11 protein-coding genes are annotated in these 11,448 nt (G+C 54.8%); 9 read left to right on the top strand and 2 right to left on the bottom strand.

The genetic code is table 11. The annotated features are described in order from the left end of the window. The first annotated feature begins 119 nt into the window (after positions 1-119). From cadC to ACLQ7H_RS26705, 6 genes are all read left to right on the top strand, one after another. Complete coding sequence (gene cadC, locus ACLQ7H_RS26680; RefSeq protein ID WP_411755271.1) at positions 120-1,670, top strand: lysine decarboxylation/transport transcriptional activator CadC; 1,551 nt, start codon at positions 120-122, stop codon at positions 1,668-1,670. Between the two features lie 418 nt (positions 1,671-2,088). After that, positions 2,089-3,435: a cadaverine/lysine antiporter gene (gene cadB / locus ACLQ7H_RS26685; RefSeq protein WP_411755272.1), complete on the top strand. Its 1,347-nt coding sequence runs from the start codon at positions 2,089-2,091 to the stop codon at positions 3,433-3,435. Positions 3,436-3,531: 96 nt separating this feature from the next. Next, positions 3,532-5,670, top strand: a complete 2,139-nt coding sequence (gene cadA / locus ACLQ7H_RS26690; protein ID WP_411755273.1) for a lysine decarboxylase CadA — start codon at positions 3,532-3,534, stop codon at positions 5,668-5,670. A gap of 59 nt (positions 5,671-5,729) precedes the next feature. Further along, entirely contained in the window at positions 5,730-7,190 is a 1,461-nt protein-coding gene (gene dtpD / locus ACLQ7H_RS26695; RefSeq protein WP_411755274.1) for a dipeptide permease DtpD, read from the top strand. Positions 7,191-7,246: 56 nt separating this feature from the next. Further along, positions 7,247-8,557, top strand: a complete 1,311-nt coding sequence (gene tilS, locus ACLQ7H_RS26700) for a tRNA lysidine(34) synthetase TilS (RefSeq protein ID WP_411755275.1) — start codon at positions 7,247-7,249, stop codon at positions 8,555-8,557. 26 nt (positions 8,558-8,583) lie between these two features. Beyond that, entirely contained in the window at positions 8,584-8,898 is a 315-nt protein-coding gene (locus tag ACLQ7H_RS26705; protein ID WP_411755276.1) for a c-type cytochrome, read from the top strand. Positions 8,899-8,949: 51 nt separating this feature from the next. On the opposite strand, the gene rof is transcribed toward ACLQ7H_RS26705, so the two are convergent. Further along, on the bottom strand, positions 8,950-9,207 hold the full coding sequence (gene rof / locus ACLQ7H_RS26710) for a Rho-binding antiterminator (protein WP_411755279.1): 258 nt from the start codon (positions 9,205-9,207) through the stop codon (positions 8,950-8,952). Beyond that, a complete protein-coding gene (locus ACLQ7H_RS26715) occupies positions 9,200-9,400 on the bottom strand; it encodes a YaeP family protein (RefSeq protein WP_024529521.1) in 201 nt (66 codons plus the stop codon). Before ACLQ7H_RS26715 ends, rof begins: the two co-directional genes overlap by 8 nt. Positions 9,401-9,614: 214 nt before the next feature. Between ACLQ7H_RS26715 and ACLQ7H_RS26720 the strand changes: the two genes are divergently transcribed. The 3 genes from ACLQ7H_RS26720 to nlpE are packed head-to-tail and all read left to right on the top strand — an operon-like array spanning position 9,615 to position 11,308. Next, the gene (locus ACLQ7H_RS26720; protein WP_411755277.1) at positions 9,615-10,163 is read left to right on the top strand and encodes a YaeQ family protein; all 549 of its coding nucleotides are present in this window, start codon (positions 9,615-9,617) and stop codon (positions 10,161-10,163) included. A gap of 3 nt (positions 10,164-10,166) precedes the next feature. Then, positions 10,167-10,580, top strand: coding sequence for an alternative ribosome rescue aminoacyl-tRNA hydrolase ArfB (arfB, locus tag ACLQ7H_RS26725; protein ID WP_024485567.1), 414 nt, complete (start codon positions 10,167-10,169; stop codon positions 10,578-10,580). A 41-nt stretch (positions 10,581-10,621) separates the two neighbouring features. Next, positions 10,622-11,308 carry an envelope stress response activation lipoprotein NlpE gene (nlpE, locus tag ACLQ7H_RS26730; protein WP_411755278.1) on the top strand — a complete coding sequence of 229 codons (687 nt, stop codon included), beginning with the start codon at positions 10,622-10,624 and terminating at the stop codon, positions 11,306-11,308. Positions 11,309-11,448: the final 140 nt, after the last annotated feature.

Consider the following 11,448-nt stretch of genomic DNA (forward strand, 5'->3'; position numbering starts at 1 on the left):
GGATTACCGCTCGAATTATATGAACTATGAATGCTTAATCTGCTGAGAACGGCCCAAGTTATGGGTCGTTATGCTATCATCGCGCCCTTGCCCTCAGTGTCCACAGAGTTATTTCCGCCATGCAAGAGCCTGTTTTCCGCGTCGGGGAGTGGCTGATCACCCCGGCCGACAACCGCATAAGCCGTGATGGGCGTCAACGGACGCTGGAACCGCGCCTGATCGATATGTTGCAGTACTTCGCTCAGCACCCGGACGTGGTGCTAAGCCGCGACGAGCTGATTGATAACATCTGGAAGCGCAATATCGTCACCAACCATGTGGTGACCCAGTGTATTTCCGAATTGCGCAAATATCTGAAAGACGGCGATCCAGACAGCCCCGAGTACATCATCACCGTCCCCAAACGCGGTTATAAACTGATGGCACCGGTCATGTGGTGTGAAGAGGGGGAAGACGCGCCGCCGTTGCTACCCCAAGTGGCCGTGGTAATGCATGAGCCGGAAGATGGCAGCGAGGAAGAGGCCCCCGCCTATGTACCGCCGCGTCCGGCTACCAAGCCAAAGACCCTGTTACCCACAGCGGCAGGCCGTTTTTATCAACGTTCACCCTTTTGGGTCTGGCTGACTTTCCTGGCGGCGCTGTCTGCCTGCGTCGCCTTTGTTGGCATTGCGACCCTGTCTCAGCGCATACCGGTGTCCACCATGCCGGTGTTGCTCAACCCGCGTGATATCGATATTCGTATCCAGGGTGGTAACAGCTGCAGCAACTGGACGCCACAGCTCTCTTACGTGGTTGGCGTGAGTGAACTGGTCACCGACGCGCTGAATACCTATTCCACGTTCCTGGTGCACGATCAGACCAACTACAACTTTGCCGGGCCGAGCAGCTCCGGCAAGTCGTTGTATATCGAGTTCGTCAATCAACGCCATTACCGTGCCCAGCAATGCTTCCTGTCGGTGCGGCTGGTGGATAATGCCGACAGCTCGATCATGCTGGATAAGCGCTACTTTATTACCACCGATAATCAGCTAAAAATTCAGCAGGATTTCCTTACCAGCCTGTCGGCGGCGCTGAAACAGCCTTGGCCGCAGCAACTTGCACAGCGTTTGGCGCTACTGCTGCCGCAAAATGGCCCGGCGCTGCAGCGTTTCTATCAGGCACATCAATTGCTGGTACAGGGAGATGTGGACTCACTGACCCGCGCCAGCAGCCAATTGGAGGCGATAATCAAAACCTCGCCGGACTTTGAGTATGCCGTTGCCGAAAAAGCGCTGGTGGATTTGCTGCGTAACTCCTACCAACCTCTTGATGCGGCCGAACTAGTACAGCTACGAACGGAAATTACCCGCCTGGAGGCGTTGCCTGTATTGGCTGATTCCCCCATCTTGCAGCAGATAGTTACCGTCGATGCGCTTTCCCAAGGGAAAACGGATGAGGCTTACCGCGCCATTAATAAAGCTATCGAGCTACAGATGTCATGGTTGAACTATGTATTACTAGGCAAAGTCTACGAAATGCAGGGCCATAACCATCAGGCTGCGGATTCTTATATTACTGCCTTCAACCTTCGCCCCGGTGAAAACACGCTGCATTGGATCCGTAATGGCGTATTCCAGACCTCAGTCACCGCAGTTGTACCTTATTTAGATAACTACGACACGCAAAAATAACTCCATTGCAAACTGGTGTTTTAAAACAGCGACACTTAAAGTCTAATACCGGTGGGAGTCATGCAGGTTAGCCGACCGTTGAGCGCAGGGATGCGCGATTGCGAGCCCCCAGGGATGGGTTTACGGCGTGTCGGCGTTCTGCATGACTCCCATCGGCTTCCCTCTTGACTACCGCCACTTCTTGCCAACATCCTGTTGTTTATAAACAATGTTTACCTTTTCTTTAGCTCATGCTGCCACCTTGATATTTTCACCAAAAAGCTCAAGTTGTCATTTGTAGGATCATGAGCGTAATTTCACCTTATCTTTAGGACTTTATTTTGGCCTATCGTTAGCATCCTGCTTATCAAGTCTGTTCATTAATCTCGCCTCTTAATGCTCAGCACTTATCAGTATCGATAATCAGGAGAAACTGACCATGGCTTCATCCAAGAAAATAGGGCTTATTGCCTGCACCGGCGTCGTCGCCGGTAATATGATGGGGAGCGGGATTGCCTTATTACCGGCAAACCTGGCAAGTCTGGGATCTATCGCCATCTGGGGATGGGTGATTTCTATCGTCGGCGCGATGTCATTGGCTTATGTTTACGCCCGCCTGGCGACCAAAAACCCACAGCAAGGCGGGCCAATTGCCTATGCGGGGGAAATCTCCCCAGCGTTCGGTTTCCAGACTGGCGTGCTTTACTACCATGCCAACTGGATCGGTAACCTGGCAATCGGTATTACCGCCGTTTCTTATCTCTCTACTTTCTTCCCCGCGTTGAATAATCCGGTTCCGGCCGGGATTGCCTGTATTGCCATCGTCTGGATATTCACCTTTGTCAATCTGCTGGGGGGCACCTGGGTCAGCCGTTTGACCACGCTGGGCCTGGTACTGGTCTTGATCCCGATAGTGATCACCGCCGTGGCCGGTTGGCACTGGTTTGATGTTGCAACCTATCAAGCCAACTGGAATACCTCGGGTACCACCGACAGCCATGCCGTGGTGAAAAGTATCCTGCTTTGCCTGTGGGCGTTTATCGGCGTTGAATCCGCCGCCGTCAGCACCGGCATGGTGAAAAACCCCAAACGTACCGTGCCGCTGGCTACCATGCTGGGTACCGGCCTGGCAGGGATTATCTATATTGCCGCTACTCAGGTGATGAGCGGGATGTTCCCTGCAGCGCAAATGGCTGCCAGCGGTGCTCCCTTCGCCATCAGCGCCTCCGCCATTATGGGTAACTGGGCGGCCCCGATGGTATCCGCTTTCACCGCCTTTGCCTGCCTGACCTCGTTGGGTTCCTGGATGATGCTGGTAGGTCAGGCCGGGGTGCGTGCGGCTAACGACGGCAACTTCCCGAAAGTGTATGGCGAACTGGATAAAAACGGCATTCCGAAGAAGGGCCTGCTGTTGGCAAGCTGCAAAATGACCGCGCTGATGGTGTTGATCACCGTGATGAACTCCAGCGGCGGCAAGGCTTCCGACCTGTTCGGCGAACTGACCGGGATCGCGGTGCTGCTGACCATGCTGCCTTACTTCTACTCCTGCGTTGACCTGATCCGCTTTGAAGGCGTCAACATCCGCAACCTGCTGAGCCTGGTGGCGTCGGTACTGGGCTGTGGGTTCTGCTTTATCGCCCTGATGGGCGCCAACTCCTTCGAGCTGTCCGGCACCTTTATCGTCAGCCTGATCATCCTGATGTTCTATGCCCGCAAAATGAATACCCGCCAGGTTGCCAAAGCAGCCGCAGCGGTCAACGACAGCGCCACGGCCAAAGCGCACTGAGATTGCGTGCTCTGACCCACTGAATTTACCCAGCCCCTTTCTTTCCGACCTGTCAGCCGCGACGGGAAGGGGCCCGCTTTGCCTGGAGAAATGATTATGAACGTTATTGCCATCATGAATCACATGGGTGTCTACTTCAAAGAAGAGCCGATCCGCGAACTGCATCAGGCGCTGGAAAGCCTGGATTTCCGCATCGTCTACCCTAATGACCGCGAAGACTTATTAAAGCTGATCGAAAACAATGCCCGCCTGTGCGGCGTGATTTTCGACTGGGACAAATACAACCTTGAGCTGTGCGAAGAGATCAGCCAGCTCAATGAATACATGCCGCTGTATGCCTTCGCTAACACCTATTCAACGCTCGATGTCAGCCTCAACGATCTGCGTATGCAGGTTCGCTTCTTCGAATATGCGCTGGGCGCAGCAAAAGATATCGCCGCCAAGATCAAACAGAACACCGACGAGTATATCGATGCCATCCTGCCGCCGCTGACCAAGGCGCTGTTCAAATACGTGCGTGAAGGCAAATATACCTTCTGTACTCCAGGCCATATGGGTGGCACCGCCTTCCAGAAAAGCCCGGTAGGCAGCCTGTTCTATGACTTCTTCGGCCCGAATACCATGAAGTCTGACATCTCCATTTCAGTTTCCGAACTGGGTTCGCTGTTGGATCACTCCGGCCCGCACAAAGAGGCCGAAGAGTACATCTCCCGCGTGTTCAATGCCGAACGCAGCTACATGGTGACCAACGGCACCTCCACCGCCAACAAGATTGTCGGTATGTATGCCGCTCCGGCAGGCAGTACCGTGCTGATCGACCGTAACTGCCACAAATCATTGACCCATCTGATGATGATGAGTGACATCACGCCGATCTACTTCCGGCCAACCCGTAATGCCTACGGTATTCTCGGTGGCATCCCGCAGAGCGAATTCAGCCGTGCCACCATCGCCAAGCGGGTGAAAGAAACGCCGAACGCCAGCTGGCCAGCGCACGCGGTGATCACCAACTCCACCTACGACGGCCTGCTGTACAACACCGATTTCATCAAACAGACTCTGGAGGTTAAATCGATCCACTTCGATTCTGCCTGGGTGCCTTACACCAACTTCCATCCGATCTACAAAGGCAAATGCGGCATGAGCGGGGGCCGGGTTGAAGGCAAGGTGATCTATGAAACCCAGTCAACCCACAAACTGCTGGCGGCGTTCTCGCAGGCCTCGATGATCCACGTTAAGGGCGACATCAACGAAGAGACCTTTAACGAAGCCTATATGATGCACACTACTACCTCGCCGCATTATGGCATCGTGGCATCTACCGAAACCGCCGCAGCGATGATGAAGGGCAACGCTGGTAAGCGCATGATTAACGGCTCCATCGAGCGTGCCATCAAGTTCCGGAAGGAAATCAAACGGCTGAAAGTGGAGTCCGAAGGCTGGTTCTTTGACGTCTGGCAGCCTGAGCATATCGATGAGCCAGAATGCTGGCCGCTGCGTTCCGACAGCGCCTGGCACGGCTTCAAAAACATCGATAACGAACACATGTATCTCGACCCGATCAAAGTGACCATCCTCACCCCAGGGATGAGCAAAGAAGGTGAGATGCAGCCGTTCGGTATCCCGGCCAGCCTGGTCGCCAAATACCTGGATGAGCGCGGCATCATCGTCGAGAAAACCGGCCCGTATAACCTGCTGTTCCTGTTCAGTATTGGTATCGATAAAACCAAGGCGTTGAGCCTGCTGCGTGCGATGACCGATTTCAAACGCTCGTTCGATTTGAACCTGCGGGTGAAAAACATGCTGCCATCGCTGTATCAGGAAGCGCCTGAGTTCTATGAAAACATGCGCATCCAGGATCTGGCGCAGAACATCCATCGCCTGGTCGAGCATCACAACCTGCCGGACCTGATGTACCGTGCGTTTGAAGTGCTGCCAACCATGGTGATGAACCCTTACCACGCTTTCCAGAAAGAGCTGCACGGCGAAGTGGAGGAAGTCTATCTGGAGGATATGGTCGGCAAGGTCAATGCCAATATGATCCTGCCTTATCCTCCAGGCGTGCCGTTGGTGATGCCGGGTGAAATGCTGACCGAAGAAAGCCGCCCGGTGTTGGAGTTCCTGCAAATGCTGTGTGAAATCGGCGCACATTATCCGGGTTTTGAAACCGATATTCACGGGGCTTACCGCCAGCCGGATGGCCGCTACACGGTGAAAGTGTTGAAAGCGGAATAATAACATCACAGGGGAAAGCACAGACGCTTTCCCCTTGGTTATCCTGATGGGAGTAAACCATGAAAACACCCTCACAGCCGCGCGCTATCTACTATGTCGTTGCAATCCAAATCTGGGAGTATTTTAGTTTTTACGGCATGCGCGCGTTACTGATCCTCTACCTGACCCACCAGCTAGGCTACTCCGATAGCCACGCCATCACCCTTTTCAGCGCTTATGCCTCTTTGGTTTATGTCACCCCCATTCTTGGCGGCCTGCTGGCCGATCGCCTGTTGGGCAACCGCGTCTCGGTGATTGCCGGGGCGGCCTTGATGACTTTGGGCCATATCGTATTGGGACTAGGGGCGGTCTCTGCCAACTCTCTTTACCTGGCGCTGGGCATTATCATCTGCGGTTATGGCCTGTTTAAATCCAATATCAGCTGCCTGCTGGGTGAACTGTACCAGGCGCAGGACCCACGGCGGGAAGGCGGGTTTTCTCTGCTGTATGCGGCGGGGAACGTTGGCTCCATTTTGGCTCCGATCGCCTGTGGGTTAGCCGCCGAACGTTATGGCTGGCACGTCGGCTTTGCTCTGGCGGGTATTGGGATGTTTGCGGGGCTGATGATCTTCCTGTCGGGGAGCAAGCACTTTCGGCATACGCGTGGGGTGAATATCCCGCTGATACAGGCCACCACGCTACGCTTGCCGCATTGGTTTTGGCTGGTGGCCGGGGTGCTGTGCGCACCGCTGTTTTTCGCACTGTTGTTCATTCACGACTGGGCCGGATATCTGCTTGGCGTGGTGTGCGCCGCTGCGGTGGTGATCGTCATGCGTATCCTCTGGCGGGTGAGTGGTGAACAGCGTCGGGCGTTATGGCAAATCATCATCTTGATGCTGCTGGGGACGCTGTTTTGGGCCTTTGCCCAACAGGGCGGCAGTTCGATCAGCCTGTTTATCGATCACTTTGTCGACCGGCAATGGTTCTCCTGGTCGGTGCCTACGGCGCTGTTCCAGTCGGTAAACGCCTTGGCGGTCATGTTGGGCGGCGTGCTGCTAGCTTGGCTGATGCGAAGCAGCCAGGGAAATGCTCAGACCGTACGTATCTGGTGCAAGTTTGCCTTTGGCCTGCTGCTGATTGCCGTGGGTTTTATGCTGATGGCGTTAAATGCGCGCTGGGGGCAACTGCATGGCCAGGCCTCGATGGGGATGATGGTCGCCGGGCTGGCGGTAATGGGATTCGCCGAACTGTTTATCGATCCGGTCGCGATGGCCCAAATCACCCGGTTGGATATTCCTGGCGTCACCGGCGTGCTGACCGGTATTTATATGCTGGCAACCGGCTCGGTGGCTAATTATCTCGCGGGCCTGATTGCCAACCAGACCACCGAAAGCCAGCTGGGTAATACGATGATCGAAGCTTACGGCAAGGTTTTTACCCAGATTGGTTGGGGAGCAGCAGGCTGTGCGGCCTTGGTGCTGGCGGTTCTGGTGCTGTGGTGGGGAATGACCCGGCGCAATGATAGTGCGGTTAATGCTTGATTGATGGCGGTGGGCTGGTTAACGTGCAGCTATGTAGATGTCACTAAGCTCAATTGATGAAGACCCACCACCTCCTGACACAGATTGCCGACCATCTAGGGGCTGAACGCCAACTGCTGCTGGCGTTCAGCGGCGGCCTGGATTCCAGCGTACTGTTGCATCTGCTGGTGCTGTTACGCCAGCAGCAACCGGACATTGCCCTGCGCGCGGTGCATGTGCACCATGGCCTGAGCCGTTTTGCCGATGATTGGGTGGCACACTGCCAGCAGCAATGCGAACGCTGGCAGGTACCGCTGGTGGTGCAACGAGTACAGCTAGAGGGGCGGCCTGGGGGTATCGAGGCCGCCGCTCGTTCGGCTCGCTACGCTGCTTTTGCAGAAACGTTGTCCACCGATGAGGCATTGCTGACGGCTCAGCATCTTGACGATCAGTGTGAAACTTTTTTGCTGGCCTTAAAACGGGGCAGTGGTCCTGCTGGGCTGTCAGCCATGGCCGCACAAACCCGCTTGGGTAACAATCCCTTATTGCGTCCGCTGTTGGGAATATCGCGTCAGCAGTTGGAAGCCTACGCACACCAGCATCAATTGCAGTGGATCGAGGATGACAGCAATCAGGATCCCCGCTTCGATCGCAACTTCTTACGTCTGAACGTTCTGCCGATAGTGAATCAACGTTGGCCGCATTTTGCGGCAGCTGCGGCGCGCAGCGCTGAATTATGTGCCGAGCAGGAGCAACTGCTGGATGAGCTGCTGGCCGAGCAATTGGCCCAACTGCTGGATGGCGAAGACTCGCTCGCTATCGCCGAATTGACTACCTGTTCTGCTGCCAGGCGCTATGCTTTGCTACGGCGCTGGATTGGTCTATTTAGTGTCACCATGCCCGCGCGAGATGGCTTGCATCGGCTATGGCAGGAAGTGGCGTTAAGCCGGGAAGATGCCGAACCGCAGCTGCAACTCGGGAACTACCAGATCCGCCGTTTTCGCCAGCGCTTGTACCTGCTACCGCTGATGGCTGACCTGAGCGGCACACAATTGCCATGGCCTAATGAGGCTCCACTGGCGTTACCCGACGGGTTAGGCACTCTGTACGTGGGCGAAGGTGAATGCCAAATACGCCCCCCTTTAGAGCATGAGTCTGTCAGCGTGCGCTTTACCGCCAAGGGCAGAGCGCGGATTGTTGGCCGTGCCGGTTCACGTCCGATCAAAAAACTGTGGCAAGAGTTGGCTATTGCACCGTGGCAGCGTGAACGTATCCCGTTGGTTTATTATGATGAGCAGTTAATCGCTGCCGTGGGCGTATTTATTACTGAGGAAGGGCAAGCGTCAGCGGGGCAACCGGCCTGGCGGCTTGGCTGGAAAAAAAAATAATAACAATCTGCTGTGAGGAGTGGGCAATGAAAGTGGTGAGCGTAATGGTAGTGATGGCCGGCGTACTGAGTTTTTCTGCCATGGCGGCGGGTGATGCGGCGGCAGGCAAGAATAAATCGGCCAGTTGCATGGCCTGCCACGGCGCGGAAGGCAAGGTTTCGGTACCGATGTACCCGAACCTGGCCGGGCAGAATGAAATGTATCTTGAGCACTCTTTGCAGGCTTACAAGAAAGGGGAGCGCTCTGGCGGGCAGGCGGAAGTAATGAAGGCCTATGTCTCGGGTTTGTCGGATGAGGATATTGCCGACCTGGCGGCCTATTACGCCAGCCTGAAGCCTTAAATGACGAGGGCAGCCCATGGGCTGCCCTGTGGAGATGGCGTTACCGCAAAATCAGTCTGACAGGCTGACAACCACGGTACCGATTTCCGGATGACTGAAACTGAGGATGTGATCCAGACGCAAGCTGATAGTCTTACCGGCCTGATCGACAAGCAGGTACTCAACGCCCTTGGTAAATTTCAGCTCGGTGGCAATGCCTTCGAATTTCTCTCCGTCGCGTAACTCTAGCTTCAGAATGTAGTTATGCTGACAGGCGAGTTCCAGGCTTTCATAGTCATCGCAATTGATGGATTGGTACTCATCATTCATCAACATGGTCGCTCACCAATAAGTTAGCGGCGGCAAATGCCGCCTGTTCCCTAACGGAGGACGGTAGCTCGCTATTCGCGGCAACCTCGTCCAATGCCTTTAACACACATGCTAGTGCATCCGGCACGTAGCCTAGATCTCCACTGCCGATCTGAGCGTAAAAACGTCGTACTAACTCACAGTATTGTTGCACAATGGCCTCCCTTTAGGATCTCTGCATTATCGCCACGCAGGCTGCAATAAGGCACAGACACTCGGGGTTAAATCCTATCTAAAGGACTATAGCACAGGTGTTAGGGAGTTATTAGCTCCTCTTTTGGGGCATTAGTCCACTCCTGACGCTCCCCGTGCTGGCTGCGGGCTGCCCTGATCAAGTACAATGTGGCCTGTTAATAATGAGGTTACCCATGGCGCTGAAAGCAACAATTTATAAAGCCACGCTCAATATCGCTGATATGGATCGTCACTTTTATCACGACACAACGCTCACCCTGGCCCAGCATCCTTCAGAAACCGAACAGCGCATGATGCTGCGCCTGCTGGCCTGGATCTGCCATGCCGATGAACGCCTGGTATTTACCAAAGGCCTGAGTGCGGAAGACGAGCCGGAAATCTGGCGGCGCAATGACCATAACGGGCTGGAAATGTGGATAGAGCTGGGGCTGCCGGACGAGAAACGCATCAAGAAGGCCTGCAATCAGTCACCTCGGGTAGTGCTTTACGCCTATGGCGATCGCGCAGGGCATGTCTGGTGGCAGTCTATGCAGAGCAAGGTGGCCAACCACAAGAACCTGAGCATTCGTTTTCTCGATGATGAACAACTCTCCCGCTTGACCGCGTTAGCCAGCCGCAATATGACGCTACAGGCCACGTTGCAGGAAGGGACCATCTGGCTGTCAGACCTTCAGAATAGTCTGGAAATTCAATTTGCCGAATGGCAGCAGGCGCAGGAATAACCGGTGCTGGAACTGTCAAGAAACGTAGCCATACCGGACAACGAAATAGAATTAACGGCGATCCGCGCGCAGGGTGCGGGTGGTCAGCATGTGAATAAAACCTCAACGGCGATCCATTTGCGCTTTGACATCCGGGCGTCCAGCCTGCCAGAGTACTATAAAGAACGGCTGCTAGCGCTTAATCACCATTTAGTGACCGGTGATGGGGTGGTGATTATCAAAGCGCAGGAATATCGCAGCCAGGAAATGAATCGTGAAGCGGCACTGGCCCGGCTGGTGGCGCTGATCCAGCAGGCGATGGTGGTCGAAAAGACGCGCAGGGCAACCAAACCCAGCAAAGGGGCCAAATTACGCCGTCTTGAAGGCAAGGTGCGCAAAGGTGCCACCAAGGCACTGCGCGGCAAAGTTCAGCCTTAGCCTACGCCGTGGATATCAATGGATGACAACAGGAGAATAACTTGAAGCAAATCACTATCGCCCTGTTTTTAGCGGCAGGAGCCCTTTCATTGCTGGGATGTAACAATCAATACCAGCCAAAAGAACAGGCGCTTCAGCCGATGCAGCAGAGCTATCAGGGCTTATTGCCTTGTGCGGACTGCACTGGGCTGGACACCTCGCTGTTCCTTGATGAGGACGGCACCTTTGTTTTGCAGGAAACCTATCGTGGTGCTAAAGATGGCGATCAAACTTTTGCCAGCTACGGCACATGGGCGCGTACGGCAGATAAGCTGGTGCTGACCGAAAGCAACGGTGAAAAACGCTATTTCCACCCGGAAGGCAAGCAATTGAGAATGCTGGACCGCAGTGGAGCACCGATTGTCTCCCAGCTTAATTATGTGCTGTCGCCGGTGACCAAAGCCTTGCCGAAAACGCCGATGCCGTTGACCGGGTTGTATACCTATATGGCCGACGCGGCAGTATTCCAGGATTGTGCCACCGGCAAAACCTTCCCGGTAGCGAATAATATCGCGCTGGAGCAGGGCTATCTGAAGGCTCAGCGGGCGCCGGGCGAACCGGTATTCCTGATGTTGAACGGGCATTTCAGCGTACAGCCTTCCATGGAGGAAGGGCAGATGCAAAAAGCGCTGATCCCGGAGCCGGGTGGCAAGATCGCTTTCGACAACAGCAAGAGCTGCGCTAACTGATTCCCCTCACCCTAACCCTCTCCCTGTACAGACCGGGGACATGGTAGACAGGTGTTCAAGGACATGGTGAACACTTTTTAACATCCTTTACCCATGATGATCGACCTATTTCTCAGGTCGATCATCCCCACTTTCGTGCT

The organism is Serratia sp. (in: enterobacteria) (genome assembly GCF_046715635.1).
GTDB lineage: Bacteria > Pseudomonadota > Gammaproteobacteria > Enterobacterales > Enterobacteriaceae > Chania.

Bases quoted from the DNA above. Each gene is read 5' to 3' on its own strand.
- rof (WP_411755279.1), bottom strand. From the start codon at position 9,207: ATGAATGATGAGTACCAATCCATCAATTGCGATGACTATGAAAGCCTG.
- cadB (WP_411755272.1), top strand. From the start codon at position 2,089: ATGGCTTCATCCAAGAAAATAGGGCTTATTGCCTGCACCGGCGTCGTC.
- cadA (WP_411755273.1), top strand. From the start codon at position 3,532: ATGAACGTTATTGCCATCATGAATCACATGGGTGTCTACTTCAAAGAA.
- dtpD (WP_411755274.1), top strand. From the start codon at position 5,730: ATGAAAACACCCTCACAGCCGCGCGCTATCTACTATGTCGTTGCAATC.
- tilS (WP_411755275.1), top strand. From the start codon at position 7,247: ATGAAGACCCACCACCTCCTGACACAGATTGCCGACCATCTAGGGGCT.
- cadC (WP_411755271.1), top strand. From the start codon at position 120: ATGCAAGAGCCTGTTTTCCGCGTCGGGGAGTGGCTGATCACCCCGGCC.
- ACLQ7H_RS26720 (WP_411755277.1), top strand. From the start codon at position 9,615: ATGGCGCTGAAAGCAACAATTTATAAAGCCACGCTCAATATCGCTGAT.
- ACLQ7H_RS26705 (WP_411755276.1), top strand. From the start codon at position 8,584: ATGAAAGTGGTGAGCGTAATGGTAGTGATGGCCGGCGTACTGAGTTTT.